The 15,817-nt window shown below is 53.7% G+C and carries 15 protein-coding genes; 9 read left to right on the top strand and 6 right to left on the bottom strand.

Annotation, left to right across the window (positions count from 1 at the left end):
* Positions 1 to 134: 134 nt before the first annotated feature.
* The 5 genes from NA624_RS06695 to rihA all read left to right on the top strand — a co-directional run bounded on the left by NA624_RS06695 (position 135) and on the right by rihA (position 4,394).
* Positions 135 to 1,043 carry an amino acid ABC transporter substrate-binding protein gene (locus NA624_RS06695; RefSeq protein ID WP_001518176.1) on the top strand — a complete coding sequence of 303 codons (909 nt, stop codon included), beginning with the start codon at positions 135 to 137 and terminating at the stop codon, positions 1,041 to 1,043.
* A 159-nt stretch (positions 1,044 to 1,202) separates the two neighbouring features.
* Positions 1,203 to 1,943: a glutamate/aspartate ABC transporter permease GltJ gene (gltJ, locus tag NA624_RS06690; protein ID WP_000020930.1), complete on the top strand. Its 741-nt coding sequence runs from the start codon at positions 1,203 to 1,205 to the stop codon at positions 1,941 to 1,943.
* Positions 1,943 to 2,617 (top strand): glutamate/aspartate ABC transporter permease GltK, encoded by a 675-nt coding sequence (gltK, locus tag NA624_RS06685; protein WP_000272799.1) that lies wholly within the window; start codon positions 1,943 to 1,945, stop codon positions 2,615 to 2,617. Before gltJ ends, gltK begins: the two co-directional genes overlap by 1 nt.
* Complete coding sequence (gene gltL / locus NA624_RS06680) at positions 2,617 to 3,342, top strand: glutamate/aspartate ABC transporter ATP-binding protein GltL (protein ID WP_000631369.1); 726 nt, start codon at positions 2,617 to 2,619, stop codon at positions 3,340 to 3,342. The genes gltK and gltL overlap by 1 nt, the downstream gene beginning before the upstream one ends.
* A gap of 116 nt (positions 3,343 to 3,458) precedes the next feature.
* Entirely contained in the window at positions 3,459 to 4,394 is a 936-nt protein-coding gene (gene rihA, locus NA624_RS06675; RefSeq protein ID WP_001207436.1) for a pyrimidine-specific ribonucleoside hydrolase RihA, read from the top strand.
* Positions 4,395 to 4,479: 85 nt separating this feature from the next.
* Here the strand turns inward: rihA and NA624_RS06670 are convergent, their stop codons facing one another.
* The 5 genes from NA624_RS06670 to NA624_RS06650 form a co-directional block, all read right to left on the bottom strand.
* Positions 4,480 to 4,953: a zinc ribbon-containing protein gene (locus NA624_RS06670; protein WP_001044886.1), complete on the bottom strand. Its 474-nt coding sequence runs from the start codon at positions 4,951 to 4,953 to the stop codon at positions 4,480 to 4,482.
* 92 nt (positions 4,954 to 5,045) lie between these two features.
* Positions 5,046 to 6,974, bottom strand: coding sequence for a sigma-54 interaction domain-containing protein (locus NA624_RS06665; RefSeq protein ID WP_001044195.1), 1,929 nt, complete (start codon positions 6,972 to 6,974; stop codon positions 5,046 to 5,048).
* A 67-nt stretch (positions 6,975 to 7,041) separates the two neighbouring features.
* Positions 7,042 to 7,995 carry a 2-keto-3-deoxygluconate permease gene (locus NA624_RS06660; RefSeq protein WP_000694477.1) on the bottom strand — a complete coding sequence of 318 codons (954 nt, stop codon included), beginning with the start codon at positions 7,993 to 7,995 and terminating at the stop codon, positions 7,042 to 7,044.
* 49 nt (positions 7,996 to 8,044) lie between these two features.
* On the bottom strand, positions 8,045 to 9,217 hold the full coding sequence (locus tag NA624_RS06655; RefSeq protein WP_001562318.1) for a UxaA family hydrolase: 1,173 nt from the start codon (positions 9,215 to 9,217) through the stop codon (positions 8,045 to 8,047).
* 16 nt (positions 9,218 to 9,233) lie between these two features.
* Positions 9,234 to 9,575: a UxaA family hydrolase gene (locus NA624_RS06650; protein WP_077905342.1), complete on the bottom strand. Its 342-nt coding sequence runs from the start codon at positions 9,573 to 9,575 to the stop codon at positions 9,234 to 9,236.
* A gap of 236 nt (positions 9,576 to 9,811) precedes the next feature.
* Here NA624_RS06650 and leuS point away from each other — a divergent pair, with 236 nt between their 5' ends.
* From leuS to nadD, 4 genes are read left to right on the top strand one after another with little or no spacing between them, the layout of a single operon-like run.
* A complete protein-coding gene (gene leuS / locus NA624_RS06645; RefSeq protein WP_001157916.1) occupies positions 9,812 to 12,394 on the top strand; it encodes a leucine--tRNA ligase in 2,583 nt (860 codons plus the stop codon).
* A 14-nt stretch (positions 12,395 to 12,408) separates the two neighbouring features.
* A complete protein-coding gene (gene lptE / locus NA624_RS06640) occupies positions 12,409 to 12,999 on the top strand; it encodes an LPS assembly lipoprotein LptE (protein ID WP_001269950.1) in 591 nt (196 codons plus the stop codon).
* On the top strand, positions 12,999 to 14,030 hold the full coding sequence (holA, locus tag NA624_RS06635; protein ID WP_000620491.1) for a DNA polymerase III subunit delta: 1,032 nt from the start codon (positions 12,999 to 13,001) through the stop codon (positions 14,028 to 14,030). Before lptE ends, holA begins: the two co-directional genes overlap by 1 nt.
* 1 nt (position 14,031) lies before the next feature.
* Positions 14,032 to 14,673: a nicotinate-nucleotide adenylyltransferase gene (gene nadD / locus NA624_RS06630; protein WP_023137128.1), complete on the top strand. Its 642-nt coding sequence runs from the start codon at positions 14,032 to 14,034 to the stop codon at positions 14,671 to 14,673.
* Here nadD and cobD read toward each other — a convergent pair.
* Positions 14,648 to 15,742, bottom strand: a complete 1,095-nt coding sequence (cobD, locus tag NA624_RS06625) for a threonine-phosphate decarboxylase CobD (RefSeq protein WP_001173262.1) — start codon at positions 15,740 to 15,742, stop codon at positions 14,648 to 14,650. The genes nadD and cobD overlap by 26 nt on opposite strands.
* Between the last annotated feature and the right edge of the window lie 75 nt (positions 15,743 to 15,817).

Here is a 15,817-nt window from a genome sequence, read left to right as displayed (position 1 = left end):
GCAGCAAAATATTTACAACAAGCCACACTAAATGTTAACAAACACACATAACACTGCACGCGCAAGTTGCAGGCAATAACAACATCACAATAGCTATCAATGCGTCGACGGCGCAGATGATAAAGGAGTTGGATATGCAATTACGTAAGCTAACCACAGCAATGCTGGTCATGGGACTGTCTGCGGGCCTTGCGCACGCAGAAGATGGCGCGCCTGCCGCTGGTAGCACCCTGGACAAGATCGCTAAAAATGGCGTGATCGTCGTCGGGCATCGCGAATCTTCTGTGCCCTTTTCTTATTACGACAACCAGCAGAAAGTGGTCGGCTATTCCCAGGACTACTCCAACGCCATTGTGGAAGCGGTAAAAAAGAAACTTAACAAGCCGGATCTGCAGGTGAAGCTGATTCCGATCACCTCGCAAAACCGTATTCCGCTGTTGCAAAACGGAACCTTCGATTTTGAATGTGGTTCAACGACTAACAACCTTGAGCGCCAGAAACAGGCCGCCTTCTCCGATACGATTTTCGTCGTCGGGACGCGACTGCTGACTAAAAAAGGCGGCGATATTAAAGATTTCCCGGATCTGAAAGGCAAAGCGGTCGTCGTCACCTCCGGGACGACCTCTGAAATTCTGCTGCATAAGCTTAACGAAGAGCAAAAGATGGGGATGCGTATTATTAGCGCGAAAGACCACGGAGACTCGTTCCGCACCCTGGAAAGCGGTCGCGCCGTCGCCTTTATGATGGATGACGCGCTGCTGGCCGGCGAGCGCGCCAAAGCCAAGAAACCGGATAACTGGGAGATTGTCGGTAAACCGCAGTCCCAGGAAGCCTACGGCTGTATGCTGCGTAAAAACGACCCTGAGTTTAAAAAGTTGATGGACGATACCATCGCTCAGGCGCAAACCTCCGGCGAAGCGGAAAAGTGGTTTGATAAGTGGTTTAAAAATCCGATCCCACCGAAAAACCTGAACATGAATTTCGAGTTGTCTGACGAGATGAAAGCCCTGTTCAAAGCACCGAATGATAAAGCGCTTAACTAACTAAAACTAAATGGGACGGGACTCCTGTCCTCTCGATTGTCGCTCAGCACGGACAGACTATAAGCCTGATGGTCGTTCCCCCTCGGGCCTGAAACCGCAAATCGCCGGGCAACAATCTTCGAGGGTAGCACTGCTACCCTTTTTTTTCGGAGTAGATGTATGTCAATAGACTGGAACTGGGGTATTTTTTTACAGGAAGCCCCCTTCGGCAATACCACCTATCTCGGCTGGCTATGGAGTGGTTTTCAGGTCACCGTAGCCCTTTCGATTACCGCCTGGATTATCGCTTTCCTGGTAGGATCTATTTTCGGCATTTTACGTACCGTTCCCAACCGTTTCCTCTCCGGACTGGGCACATTGTACGTAGAACTGTTCCGTAACGTGCCGCTGATCGTGCAATTCTTCACCTGGTACCTGGTGGTGCCTGAACTGTTGCCGGAAGATCTTGGCATGTGGTTTAAGGCGGAACTCGATCCCAATATTCAGTTTTTCCTCTCCTCAATGATCTGTCTGGGACTGTTTACCGCCGCCCGCGTTTGCGAACAGGTGCGCGCCGCGATTCAGTCTCTGCCTCGCGGGCAGAAGAACGCGGCGCTGGCGATGGGGCTAACGCTGCCGCAGGCTTATCGCTATGTCCTGCTGCCGAATGCCTATCGCGTTATCGTGCCGCCAATGACGTCAGAGATGATGAACCTGGTGAAAAACTCGGCTATTGCCTCAACCATCGGCCTGGTGGATATGGCGGCGCAGGCAGGCAAACTGTTGGATTACTCGGCGCACGCCTGGGAATCCTTCACCGCCATTACGCTGGCCTATGTGCTGATTAACGCCGTTATCATGCTGGTCATGAGCCTGGTTGAACGCAAAGTCCGCCTGCCGGGCAACGTGGGGAGCAAATAATGTACGAATTTGACTGGAGTTCGATTATCCCCTCACTGCCTTACCTGCTGGCCGGGTTGGTCATCACGCTGAAAATCACCGTCACCGCCGTTGTCGTGGGGATAGTCTGGGGAACCATTCTGGCCGTCATGCGCCTCTCAAGCTTCGCCCCTATCGCCTGGTTTGCTAAAGCGTATGTTAACGTTTTCCGTTCCATCCCGTTGGTCATGGTCTTGCTGTGGTTCTATCTGATTGTCCCCGGCTTTTTGCAAAACGTGCTGGGACTATCGCCGAAAACCGATATCCGCCTGATCTCCGCGATGGTGGCATTCTCCATGTTTGAAGCGGCCTACTATTCCGAGATTATTCGCGCCGGTATTCAAAGTATTTCCCGCGGGCAGTCCAGCGCCGCGCTGGCGCTGGGGATGACCCACTGGCAATCGATGAAGCTCATTATTCTGCCGCAGGCGTTTCGGGCGATGGTGCCGCTGTTGCTTACGCAGGGCATCGTGCTATTTCAGGACACCTCTTTAGTTTATGTACTCAGCCTGGCGGACTTCTTCCGCACCGCGTCGACTATCGGCGAGCGTGACGGTACTCAGGTCGAAATGATTCTGTTCGCCGGCGCCGTTTATTTTGTTATCAGCCTGAGCGCGTCGTTGCTGGTCAGCTATTTGAAGAAAAGGACAGTTTAATGATTACCCTGAAAAATGTTTCAAAATGGTATGGTCACTTTCAGGTGCTGACCGATTGTTCAACAGAAGTGAAAAAAGGTGAAGTGGTGGTAGTCTGCGGGCCATCGGGTTCCGGTAAATCCACGCTAATTAAGACCGTCAACGGTCTGGAACCGGTGCAAAAAGGCGAAATTACCGTTAACGGCATTATTGTGAACGACAAAAAAACCGATCTGGCGAAACTGCGTTCCCGCGTGGGCATGGTATTCCAGCACTTCGAGCTATTTCCCCACCTGTCGATCATCGAAAACCTGACGCTGGCGCAGGTGAAAGTACTGAAACGCGATAAGGCCGCCGCCCGCGATAAAGGCCTGAAGCTGCTGGAGCGCGTTGGCCTGTCTGCGCATGCCAACAAGTTCCCGGCGCAGCTTTCCGGCGGTCAGCAGCAGCGCGTCGCGATCGCCCGCGCGCTATGTATGGACCCCATTGCCATGTTATTCGATGAACCGACTTCCGCGCTCGATCCGGAAATGATCAACGAGGTGCTGGACGTGATGGTCGAACTGGCGAACGAAGGGATGACCATGATGGTGGTGACGCACGAAATGGGCTTTGCCCGTAAAGTGGCTAACCGGGTGATCTTTATGGATGAAGGTAAAATCGTCGAAGATTCGCCAAAAGAGGAGTTCTTCGCTAACCCCAGTTCCGATCGCGCAAAAGACTTCCTTGCAAAAATCCTGCACTAATCTTCCCGGCGCGCACGTCAGAGTGCGCGCTATCTCACGCTTTACCGCTTCGCTTCTCGAAACGTATCCAGCCGGGCGTTACCCTTGTCACAAAGTACCACTTACAAGGAACCGCTATGGCACTGCCCATTATTATTGATTGCGATCCGGGTCATGATGACGCGATCGCCCTCGTTCTCGCCCTCGCCTCCCCTGAACTGGAAGTGAAAGCGATCACCTCTTCCGCCGGTAACCAGACGCCGGAGAAGACCCTGCGCAACGTGCTGCGGATGCTGACGCTGCTCAAACGCCCGGATATTCCGGTGGCGGGCGGCGCGGTGAAACCTCTCATGCGCGAACTGATTATCGCCGATAACGTTCACGGCGAAAGCGGTCTTGACGGCCCGGCGCTGCCCGAGCCGTCATTCGCCCCGCAAAGCGGCACTGCCGTTGAGCTGATGGCAAAAACACTGCGTGAAAGTTCACAGCCAGTCACCATCGTCTCCACTGGCCCACAGACCAACGTGGCGCTGCTGCTGAATAGCCATCCGGAACTGCATACGAAAATCGCCCGCATTGTGATCATGGGCGGCGCGATGACGCTGGGTAACTGGACGCCCGCTGCGGAATTTAATATTTACGTCGACCCGGAAGCGGCAGAAATTGTCTTCCAGTCAGGCATTCCGGTGGTGATGACCGGGCTGGACGTCACGCATAAGGCACAGATTCACGCCGCCGATATCGAACGCTTTCGCGCCATCGGTAACCCGATTTCCACCATCGTCGCCGAACTGCTGGACTTCTTTATGGAGTACCACAAAGACGAAAAATGGGGATTTGTCGGCGCGCCGCTGCATGACCCATGCACCATCGCCTGGCTGCTGAAACCCGAGATTTTCACCACCGTTGAGCGTTGGGTTGGCGTGGAAACCCAGGGGAAATACACCCAGGGGATGACGGTGGTGGATTATTATTTCCTGACGGGGAATAAGCCGAATGCGACGGTGATGGTCGATGTAGACCGCCAGGGATTTGTCGATTTACTAGCGGAACGGCTGAAGTTTTACGCGTAATATTTGCCGGATGGCAGCTTCGCCATATCCGGCCTACGTGAACGATTTTTGGTAGGCCGGATAAGACGCACCGGCGCTCTTCCACTCACGGCTCAAACGGTCTTCTCTGAAACTGGTCATGACCGCATTTCGGGCAGCGCGGCAACACATCCGGCGTGTAAACCGCCAGATGATAGTGGCACTTCTCGCACACCAGATTCCCCAATCCCACCACTTCGCCACTGTGATACACGCCGTGGTGATTGAGATCCTGAAAAACCTCACGCCATTCCAGCTGGGTTTTGTCGGTAATATCCGCCAGTTCCTGCCAGAGACTCTCTTTAATCACCCGCAAGAAGACGCTATCTTCCTGGCTCTCTTCGTAGCTCATGGCGAACTCTTCCAGATCGCGTCTGACAGCGCGCGTCAGTTCGTCCACCTCGGTTCGCGTTAACTCCCCTGTTTGCATCACGCGCTGGCGCGCCTGCTCCACCAGCGCATCAATGTCGCGCTCGCCATTGCGTAAACGCTCGCTTAATGAGGCCACCAGTTCACGGTAATATTGAGCAACCTTGTTCATCACTTCACCTCTTGGATCGTTAACTGCCTATAATAATAGACGTTATTTGCGTTACGCTTTGCAAGGCTGCCCACAGAGTCTGTAAATTCTTGTCAGGCCGACTCACGTATCCAGCGCGTCAGCGAGGTACGATCGACATTTAACCGTTTCGCCACTAACGATTTATTATCCCTTTCCGCCTCTAATAATTTTCTCAAAATACGCAGGCGAATCGTTTTATAATCGCCAGCCAACATCTGGCAGTCGTGGCAGGTACTTGGCTCGCGTCGGCTCCCCTCTTCCAGATCGTCCAACAAGAGGCGGCCCTCATCCAGCGTTGCCGGGGAGTGATCAATAGAGAGCACCAGCCGTTCGATAATATTGCTTAACTGCCTGACGTTTCCGGGCCAGGCGAAGCGCTGAAGCTCTTGCCACAGCGCCGGGGTTAACGTTAGTGCCGGGCGTTTATAATGCTGGCTGAAACTGGTAAGCAGCGACAGGCCGATGGCTTTGATATCCTCCGGACGTTTGCGTAACGGGATGGTGGTCACTTTTAATACGTTAAGCCGATAGTAAAGATCTTCGCGAAATGTCCCGTCCGCAATGAGCTTCGTTAACGTCTGATTGGTCGCCGCAATCACACGAATATCAACAGGTATCATCTGGTCTGAGCCCAGCCGCATAATCTGCCGCTCCTGCAATACCCGTAATAAGCGCGTCTGTAGCGGTTTATCCAGTTCGCTAATCTCATCCAAAAAAATGGTACCGTGGTGCGCTAATTCAAACAGGCCTATTTTGCCTTTCGGCGACGCGCCGGTAAATGCGCCGGCGACATAGCCAAAGAGTTCGCTCTCCAGAATCTGAGGGGCCATCGCGCCGCAGTTAATGGCGACAAACGGGCCGTTGACGCGTTGGCTGGCATTATGAATACTTTGCGCCAGCACCTCTTTTCCCGTCCCGCTTTCGCCATTAATTAAGATAGTCGCGTCCGTACCGGCATAATTTTTAATGATCGCCAGACGACGCAGCATTTCCGGGTTTTCGGTAAGCAGATCGTCGAAATGATAGCGGGCGCTCAAGCCGCGGCGAGACAGTTCCTGGCGGCGAACATGATGTTCCGCCCCCTGTAAACTGGAGACGGTTTGCATCGTCAACACTACCCGGCTTAACTGTCTGGCCGCAAATACCGGATACAGATTAACCACCATCGCGCCTTGCGGCGTATCGACGACTTTCGCGCTGACGGTTTTTCCCTCGCGTAATGTATGCCGCTCCTGGTGCAATACCTGTTTCAGGAAAGACGCGTCATAAATTTCACCGGAGGCGTTAACTTTAAAAAGTTGGCTCGCATATTTATTGTAATGCAGTAACGCGCCGGTATCATCAAGCGTGATAACAGCTTTATCAAACTGATCGAGAATCAGCTGCAGATGATGGCGCTCCAGTAATTGGCTGCGAAAAGCCAGATATAATGAGCGGGCTTCTTCCAGAGCTTCGGTTATTGAGGCGGGGCTGGAATCAAGTAAACGGAATTGCGAGCCCAGCGGTGAAAAATAATCCTGACAAACGGTATCGCCAACAATGCAATCTAATGGCGTGGACGCTAATTGCCGCTTCAGGCAAGAAATCGTTTCTTTATCATTTCCCTGTAAGGTAAAAATTTTATAGTTAATATTTAACTGTTCCGCTACGCGCGCGCATCCTTTGATCACACTGGAAAAGCCGACAATACCGACAGTGCCTTTTTGTCCTTTAAAAGGGATAAGCGCATCAAGAATGTCGTAGCCGGACATTTTAATTTCGACTACCGGTAATTTACTGTGCTTTTTTAATATTTCCGCACAGCCGCCACGACTAATCAGTACCTGGTGCCCACGGGACTCTAATAAAGGTAGCTCATACAGGATACGATTAAGCGTCGTTTGATGAATAGTGACGGCGTAATCCAACTGCGCGACCAGCGCCTCGGCAGCCTTTGCCAGTTGAGGGTAAGGAGAGACAAAACAGAGAGGAGATGCGGCTATATCTTTCGTCTTATTCATCACTCACCATCCTGTTGGTTTATGAACGGGCGAGACCGCCCGTCGTGATTTATTTTCCGCCGAAACGCTAACCGCCTGCGGCGGCTGGGTTCAGTTTACGATCGTAGCGTTTTTTTATCCATACGGTCAGGAAGGGGGCGCACAGAGCGGTAATAATCGTCGAGGCCGCCACCTGCGCCGCCGCCGTCGACGCCAGGTCGGTAAAATGCGGATCGAGCAGCGCGATTGCCGCTGGCGTCGCGACGGCGTTGCCAGAGGTAGTGGATACCGCCGCACCTGCCACGCCGCTGCCTCCCGTCAGACGATCGGCGAAAATATTAAAAAATCCGCCAATCGCCACCGTCATGAGTCCCAGTAAAATGCCTGAAGAACCTGCCGTGATAAGTCTTGCGAAATCAATACCGTATCCTAACCCAAAGGCAAAAAAGGGAATCGTTACCACGCTGCCCTGTTTAAGAAACTTGCGCATGTCCTCATCCAGATTACCCAAAATCATGCCAATGATAATAGGAATAATAACCGCCACCAGATTCATAAAGGGTATCGACACCATGCCTGCCGACCCTAACGCCAGCATGGTGAAAAAGGGACCATCGTTCAACGATATTACCGCAATCGCGCCGCCGTCGGTTTCATCGCCGTACTCCCCCACCAACGCGGCATATAACCCACTGTTCGAGTTGGTCATCGCCGAAATAATCGCTAAAGCCGACAGACCTAATAACCCATCCGGGCCGCAAAATTTTCCGACCAGAATGCCAATAATCACGCCGCTGGCAAATTTCGCAAAGGTGATCGCAGCGCCTTTTTTCAGCGCTTTCGGCGCGGCTTTAAACTGGATATCCGCGCCCATACAGACTAAAAACATGCCTAAAATCGCCATTGCGCCATGCGAAATAGAGGTGACAAAACCGCCTATTTCCAGCGCCTCCGGCGCAAAAGTTTTAAACAATGCGCCGATGATTAGCGGTACAACCATCATACCACCAGGAAAACGTTCCAGTGTTTTTTTAATTTTCATAGCTTATTCCCAAGAGATAACCGGACAGCTGGTGCTGCCCGATTTGGTATCAGAACGTCGGCGCGATCTTATAAATAGAGAATTCGTTATGACCTAAATCTTCTGATTTAGTCGTTTTCCCATTCGCGACGCGTAAAATTTCCTGATAAATTTCCTCGCCCATTTGCGTAATAGAAGCCTCGCCAGACATAATGGCGGACACATCAATATCAATATTGTCCTGCATCATTTCCCACGTTGCTTTATTACCCGTAATTTTTATTACCGGCGCTATTGGGTTACCGGCAGGCGTTCCGCGACCGGTAGTAAAAATAACGATCTGCGCTCCACCCGCCACCATGCCGGAAATAGATTCAATATCCTGCCCCGGGGTATCCATAATCCACAGGCCCGGATGCGTTGGTCTATCGGCATATTCCAGTACGCCCTGTAGCGGCGCATGACCCGCTTTATGCATACAGCCTAACGATTTTTCTTCAATGGTAGTCAACCCGCCTTTAATATTGCCCGGCGTCGGCTGTCCCCCGCGAATATCCTCGCCCAGCGCTTTTGCTCGCACCTCGCAGCCGACCACTAAATCAATGAGCTGTTGACCAACCTCCGGCGTCACCGCGCGTTTCGCCATCACATGCTCGGCGCCAATAAATTCCGTCGTTTCAGAAAGAATTGAGCTTCCGCCGCAGCGTATCAGCTTATCCGAGGCGACCCCACAGGAAGGGTTAGACGCCAGCCCCGATGTCGTATCTGACCCGCCGCACTCCATCGCCAGCAGCAGCTCGCTAACCGGTGCTTGCTGCGGTTTTTGCATGGAGAGTTGTTGCGCATAGTCGCGGGCCAGCGAAATCCCCCTGGCCTGACATTTAAGCGTGCCGCCCTCTTCCTGAATGGTGATGCAGGAGGTCGGTTTGCCAAATGCGGTAATCTCTTCTGCGATGCGCAGCGGCTCCGCGCCTTCACAGCCTAAGCCCACAACCACAATAGCGCCGACGTTGGGATTATTCGCCACATTAATCAATGTCTTTTCCGTCAGACGCGCATCGCCTGCCACCTGGCAGCAGCCAAAATCGTTATTCACCCATGTCGCGCCTTTTACCTGCCGGGCAATATCCTGGGCGACTTTATTCGCACAAACGCTGGTAGGTAAAATCAGTACATAATTACGGATGCCAAAACGGCCGTCAGGGCGGCGGAAACCCAAAAAAGTCTCATTGCTCATAATCATTTTCCCTTGTTTTATATTATTTCCAGTCACCACGTCCGCGTTCGCTTTCCACATTGTGGACGTGCACATAGTCGCCACTTTTTATTTCCTGAGTGGCGCGGCCAATGGATTCGCCATATTTATAAACTTCGCAATGAAAAGGCACATCGCAGATGGCGAATTTGTGGCCAAATGGCACATCCTGATGTAACACAACGCTTATCTCGCGTTCGCCAATGAACATTGTGGCGGTTTCGCCGGCCTTGAGCGCCGTAATAGCCGTCGCGACGCAATCCTGAGGGTGAATCACCACTGCATTTTTTTTCACGATTAACTCCTTTGCTTTAGTCCTGTCTTCCCTAATCAAAAGGCGTGCCATTTTTTAACTGCATGGTTTATATGACTTTATTTTTATGGGCCGATCTGGCGGTGACAGGAACTGCGGTAATTTGCCTCAGTCGTGTCGCATTTTGCGTCACCTCCTCATGAACGCCTGGCGCGACAAATGTTCTACCCCCTGTTTTGACGTGCGTGTTTGGGCTATGCTATGCGGATCTAAACACCACCTCTAAAGCTACATTTGTAGCTGTATCGAAAACAGGACTACTGGCTGCCATGCAAGAGCAATACCGCCCGGAAGAGATAGAATCCAAAGTACAGCTTCACTGGGATGAGAAGCGCACATTTGAAGTGACCGAAGACGAGAGCAAAGAGAAGTATTACTGCCTGTCGATGCTTCCCTATCCTTCTGGCCGACTACACATGGGCCACGTACGTAACTACACCATCGGCGACGTGGTTGCCCGCTACCAGCGTATGCTGGGCAAAAACGTGCTGCAGCCAATCGGCTGGGACGCCTTCGGCCTGCCGGCGGAAGGCGCGGCGGTGAAGAACAACACCGCGCCGGCGCCGTGGACGTACGACAACATCGCGTACATGAAAAACCAGCTCAAAACGCTGGGTTTTGGCTATGACTGGAGCCGTGAAATCGCGACCTGCACCCCGGAATACTACCGCTGGGAACAGAAATTCTTCACCGAGCTGTATAAAAAAGGCCTGGTGTACAAGAAGACTTCTGCCGTTAACTGGTGCCCGAACGATCAGACCGTTCTCGCCAACGAACAGGTGATCGACGGCTGCTGCTGGCGCTGCGACACCAAAGTTGAGCGTAAAGAGATCCCACAGTGGTTTATCAAAATCACCGCTTACGCAGACGAGCTGTTGCGCGATCTGGATAAGCTGGACCACTGGCCTGATACCGTAAAAACGATGCAGCGCAACTGGATTGGCCGCTCTGAAGGCGTGGAAATCACCTTCGATGTGAAGGGTTACGATAACACCCTGACCGTCTATACCACCCGTCCGGATACCTTTATGGGCGCCACTTACCTGGCGGTGGCCGCCGGTCATCCGCTGGCGCAAAAAGCGGCGGCGAACAACGCCGAGCTGGCGGCGTTCATCGACGAATGCCGTAACACCAAAGTGGCCGAAGCCGAAATGGCGACCATGGAGAAAAAAGGCGTCGACACCGGCTATAAAGCGATTCATCCGTTAACTGGCGAAGAGATCCCGGTCTGGGCGGCAAACTTTGTCCTGATGGAGTACGGCACTGGCGCGGTGATGGCCGTTCCGGGTCACGATCAGCGCGACTACGAATTTGCCTCCAAATACGGTTTGACCATCAAGCCGGTGATTCTGGCCGCCGACGGTTCCGAGCCGGATCTTTCCGAACAGGCGCTGACCGAAAAAGGCGTGCTGTTTAACTCCGGCGAGTTTGACGGCCTGGCCTTTGAAGCAGCGTTTAACGCCATTGCCGATAAACTGGCGGAAAAAGGCGTCGGCGAGCGTAAAGTGAACTACCGTCTGCGTGACTGGGGCGTTTCCCGTCAGCGTTACTGGGGCGCGCCGATCCCAATGGTCACCCTGGAAGACGGCACCGTGCTGCCGACGCCGGAAGATCAACTGCCGGTTATTTTGCCGGAAGACGTCGTCATGGACGGCATCACCAGCCCGATCAAGGCCGATCCTGAGTGGGCGAAAACCACCGTTAACGGTATGCCGGCGCTGCGTGAAACCGACACCTTCGACACCTTTATGGAATCGTCATGGTACTACGCGCGTTACACCTGCCCGCAGTATCAGGAAGGGATGCTGGATTCGAAAGCGGCAAACTACTGGCTGCCGGTCGACATCTACATCGGCGGTATTGAACATGCCATCATGCACCTGCTCTACTTCCGCTTCTTCCATAAGCTGATGCGCGATGCGGGCATGGTCACCTCTGACGAGCCGGCTAAACAGTTGCTGTGCCAGGGCATGGTACTGGCGGATGCGTTCTATTATGTCGGCGAGAACGGCGAACGTAACTGGGTTTCGCCAGTTGACGCTATCGTCGAGCGCGATGAAAAAGGCCGCATCGTCAAAGCAAAAGACGCAGCGGGTCATGAGCTGGTCTACACTGGCATGAGTAAAATGTCCAAGTCAAAAAATAACGGTATCGACCCGCAGGTAATGGTTGAACGTTATGGCGCGGACACGGTACGCCTGTTTATGATGTTCGCTTCTCCGGCGGATATGACTCTGGAATGGCAGGAGTCCGGCGTAGAAGGCGCAAACCGCTTTATTAAACGCGTCTGGAAGCTGGTTTACGAACACACCGCTAAAGGTCCTGTCGCGGCGCTGAACGTCGATGCGCTGAGCGAAGATCAAAAAGCGCTGCGTCGCGATGTGCATAAAACCATTGCCAAAGTGACCGATGATATCGGCCGCCGTCAGACGTTCAACACCGCCATTGCGGCGATCATGGAGTTGATGAACAAACTGGCGAAAGCCCCGCAGGAAGGCGAACAAGACCGCGCACTGCTTCAGGAAGCGCTGCAGGCCGTCGTGCGTATGCTTAACCCGTTCACCCCGCACGTCTGCTTTACCTTGTGGCAGGAACTGGGCGGCGAAGGCGATATCGACAACGCGCCGTGGCCGGTTGCCGACGAGCAGGCAATGGTGGAAAACACCACGCTGGTTGTCGTGCAGGTTAACGGTAAAGTTCGCGGTAAGATCACCGTTGCGGTGGATGCCACCGAAGAACAGGTGCGTGAACGTGCAGGCCAGGAACATCTGGTGGCAAAATATCTTGATGGCGTTACCGTGCGTAAAGTGATTTACGTTCCGGGTAAACTCCTCAATCTGGTTGTTGGCTAAGCGCGGGAGGAAGCGTGCGATATCTGGTAACACTGTTGTTATCTCTGGCGGTGCTGGTCACCGCCGGATGCGGCTGGCATCTGCGTAGCACTACGCAGGTTCCGGCTTCAATGAAAACGATGATCCTCGATTCAGGCGATCCGAACGGTCCGCTAAGTCGTGCGGTACGTAATCAGTTACGGCTGAATAACGTAAACCTGCTTGATAAAGACACAACGCGCAAAGACGTTCCGTCTCTGCGGCTTGGAACGGTGACTATTTCGCAGGATACGGCGTCAGTGTTCCAGGATGGCCAGACGGCGGAATATCAGATGGTAATGACCGTCAATGCCTCGGTATTGATTCCGGGCCATGACATCTATCCTATCAGCACGAAAGTGTACCGTTCGTTCTTCGATAACCCGCAGATGGCGTTGGCGAAGGATAACGAGCAGGCCATGATCGTTCAGGAGATGTACGACAAAGCCGCTGAACAGCTGATTCGTAAGCTGACCAGCGTCCGCGCGGCGGATATTCAGGCGACGAAAGAGGAGGCTACCGCCGACAATGAGACGGCGGCGCCCGCCTCTACGCCAGCACGCGTCTCCACTACGCTGAGTAACTAATGATCAGGTTGTATCCTGAACAACTCCGCGCGCAGCTCAACGAAGGGCTGCGTGCGGCATATCTATTATTGGGCAACGATCCGCTGCTGCTGCAGGAAAGTCAGGACGCTATTCGTCTGGCGGCTGCGTCGCAAGGCTTCGAAGAGCACCACGCTTTTACTCTCGATCCCAGTACCGACTGGGGATCGCTTTTCTCACTCTGCCAGGCGATGAGTCTGTTCGCCAGTCGTCAAACGCTGGTGCTGCAACTGCCGGAAAACGGGCCTAACGCGGCAATGAATGAGCAACTCGCCACGCTGAGCGAGCTGCTGCATGACGACCTGTTATTAATAGTACGCGGAAACAAGCTCACCAAAGCGCAGGAAAACGCCGCCTGGTATACCGCGCTGGCAGACCGTAGCGTTCAGGTCAGTTGTCAGACGCCGGAGCAGGCGCAGCTTCCCCGCTGGGTGGCCGCCAGAGCGAAAGCACAGAATTTGCAACTGGATGACGCCGCGAACCAACTGCTGTGCTATTGCTATGAGGGCAATCTGTTGGCGCTGGCGCAGGCGCTGGAACGGCTGTCGCTGCTTTGGCCTGACGGTAAGTTAACGCTTCCTCGCGTGGAGCAGGCCGTCAATGACGCCGCCCACTTTACCCCTTTCCACTGGGTGGATGCGTTACTGATGGGGAAAAGCAAACGCGCGCTGCATATTCTGCAACAGCTACGCCTTGAAGGCAGCGAGCCGGTCATTCTGCTGCGAACCCTCCAGCGAGAGCTGCTGCTGCTGGTAAATCTCAAACGTCAGTCCGCGCATACGCCGTTACGCGCGCTGTTTGATAAACACCGGGTCTGGCAAAACCGTCGCCCCATGATCGGCGACGCGTTGCAGCGTCTCCATCCTGCACAGCTTCGCCAGGCCGTGCAGTTACTGACGCGTACAGAAATTACGCTCAAACAGGATTATGGTCAGTCAGTATGGGCAGATCTTGAAGGGCTGTCGCTCCTGCTCTGCCATAAGGCGCTGGCAGACGTATTTATTGATGGGTGATATGAAATCGTTACAGGCTTTATTCGGCGGCACCTTTGATCCGGTGCATTATGGACATCTTAAACCTGTTGAAACGCTGGCGAATCTGATCGGCTTATCGCGGGTGATTATTATGCCTAACAATGTGCCGCCGCATCGCCCCCAGCCGGAAGCTTCCAGCGCGCAGCGTAAATATATGCTGGAGCTGGCTATCGCCGATAAGCCGCTTTTTACGCTGGATGAACGCGAGCTACAGCGAAACGCGCCCTCTTACACTGCGCAAACGCTGAAAGCATGGCGCGAAGAACAGGGTCCCGAAGCGCCGCTGGCGTTTATTATCGGCCAGGACTCGCTGCTTAACTTCCCCACCTGGCATGATTACGACACCATCCTTGATAACACTCACCTGATCGTTTGTCGTCGTCCGGGCTATCCCCTTGAAATGACGCAGGCGCAACACCAGCAGTGGCTGGAACAGCATCTGACCCATACGCCGGACGATCTGCACCAGTTGCCAGCCGGTAAAATTTACCTGGCGGAAACGCCCTGGCTTAATATCTCCGCAACCCTCATCCGCGAACGTCTGGAAAAAGGCGAATCCTGCGACGATCTGTTGCCGGAAAACGTGCTGAACTACATCAATCAGCAGGGGTTATACCAGTAAGCACATTGCGCAGCGCCGACAGCAGACGCTCGTTTTGCGCAGTGCTGCGTATCGCCACACGATAATAGCGGCTGTCCAGCCCCGGGTAGTTAGCGCAGCTACGGATTAAAATCCGCTGCGTCAGCAACCGTCGCTGCAGGTCAATATCCTCTCGCTCACAGCGTAACAACAGATAGTTTGCCCGCCCGGGATAGACCGTCAGCAGGGGGAGCTGACAAAGCGCCTGATAAAACCGGGCGCCCTCCTCCCGTAACCAATGCCAGGTCGCCTGTTGCCAGGCGCTATCCTGTAACGCTACCTCACCGGCAAGCGCCGCCAGCGCGTTAACCGACCACGGCATTTGTTGGCGACGCATCCGCGCCACCGCCGCGTCATCGCTGTTGACGAGATATCCCAACCGCAGGCCGGGAATGGCATAAAATTTGGTCAGCGAACGCAGCACCCAGATATACGGATTATCTTTAAGAGCAGGAATAAAGCCCGTCTCATGCGGAATAAAATCGATAAACGCTTCATCCAGGATCAGGTTAATGTTCAGCGATTTGCAGCGATCGGCAATGGTCTGTAATAACTGCCGCTCCGGCAGCAGGCCGGTAGGATTATTGGGCGTACACAGAAACAGGCAGTCCAGATCGGGCGTCAACGCCTCAAGAATGGCATCGGTAAGCTGCCAGCCATCCGCTTCGCGTAGAGACCAACGACGAATTTCACAGCCACTTTGCGCCAGCGCCCGGCCATACTCCGCGAAACCTGGCGTGACAATCATTGCACGACGCGGTTTAAGACCGCTCGCCACGGTAAAGATTGACTCCGTCTCGCCATTTCCCGCCAGTATCCACGATGCCGGCACCTGATGATGACGCGCCAGCGCCTGGTGCAAATGAAAATAATCGGCGTCCGGGTAGCGCTCAATGCAGTCCAGATTGTCGATAAGCGCGCGTTTCACGCTGACAGGCATACCCAGCGGATTAATGTTTGCGCTAAAATCCAGTAACTGGTCAGGCGAGATGCCCAACACCGTCGCGGCTTCCCGAATATTACCGCCATGCGCGCTGTTGAATAACGCCATTATGCCTCCGGCCAAAAAATGCTATTTTAGTGAAAAAAACGTTGCGCAATCAGGGGCATTATCATGTTTTGCGCA

This window comes from Salmonella sp. NW38, assembly GCF_051807745.1.
GTDB classification, from domain to species: domain Bacteria; phylum Pseudomonadota; class Gammaproteobacteria; order Enterobacterales; family Enterobacteriaceae; genus Salmonella; species Salmonella enterica.
Note: the sequence above shows the minus strand (reverse complement) of the source record. Positions and strands in the feature narration are given on the sequence as shown.

What these genes read in the sequence shown, in the direction of transcription:
- NA624_RS06650 (WP_077905342.1), bottom strand. Translation starts at nt 9,575, where the DNA reads ATGGCACGCCTTTTGATTAGGGAAGACAGGACTAAAGCAAAGGAGTTA.
- NA624_RS06695 (WP_001518176.1), top strand. Translation starts at nt 135, where the DNA reads ATGCAATTACGTAAGCTAACCACAGCAATGCTGGTCATGGGACTGTCT.
- rihA (WP_001207436.1), top strand. Translation starts at nt 3,459, where the DNA reads ATGGCACTGCCCATTATTATTGATTGCGATCCGGGTCATGATGACGCG.
- nadD (WP_023137128.1), top strand. Translation starts at nt 14,032, where the DNA reads ATGAAATCGTTACAGGCTTTATTCGGCGGCACCTTTGATCCGGTGCAT.
- NA624_RS06655 (WP_001562318.1), bottom strand. Translation starts at nt 9,217, where the DNA reads ATGATTATGAGCAATGAGACTTTTTTGGGTTTCCGCCGCCCTGACGGC.
- leuS (WP_001157916.1), top strand. Translation starts at nt 9,812, where the DNA reads ATGCAAGAGCAATACCGCCCGGAAGAGATAGAATCCAAAGTACAGCTT.
- gltJ (WP_000020930.1), top strand. Translation starts at nt 1,203, where the DNA reads ATGTCAATAGACTGGAACTGGGGTATTTTTTTACAGGAAGCCCCCTTC.
- gltL (WP_000631369.1), top strand. Translation starts at nt 2,617, where the DNA reads ATGATTACCCTGAAAAATGTTTCAAAATGGTATGGTCACTTTCAGGTG.
- NA624_RS06660 (WP_000694477.1), bottom strand. Translation starts at nt 7,995, where the DNA reads ATGAAAATTAAAAAAACACTGGAACGTTTTCCTGGTGGTATGATGGTT.
- cobD (WP_001173262.1), bottom strand. Translation starts at nt 15,742, where the DNA reads ATGGCGTTATTCAACAGCGCGCATGGCGGTAATATTCGGGAAGCCGCG.
- holA (WP_000620491.1), top strand. Translation starts at nt 12,999, where the DNA reads ATGATCAGGTTGTATCCTGAACAACTCCGCGCGCAGCTCAACGAAGGG.
- NA624_RS06665 (WP_001044195.1), bottom strand. Translation starts at nt 6,974, where the DNA reads ATGAATAAGACGAAAGATATAGCCGCATCTCCTCTCTGTTTTGTCTCT.
- gltK (WP_000272799.1), top strand. Translation starts at nt 1,943, where the DNA reads ATGTACGAATTTGACTGGAGTTCGATTATCCCCTCACTGCCTTACCTG.
- NA624_RS06670 (WP_001044886.1), bottom strand. Translation starts at nt 4,953, where the DNA reads ATGAACAAGGTTGCTCAATATTACCGTGAACTGGTGGCCTCATTAAGC.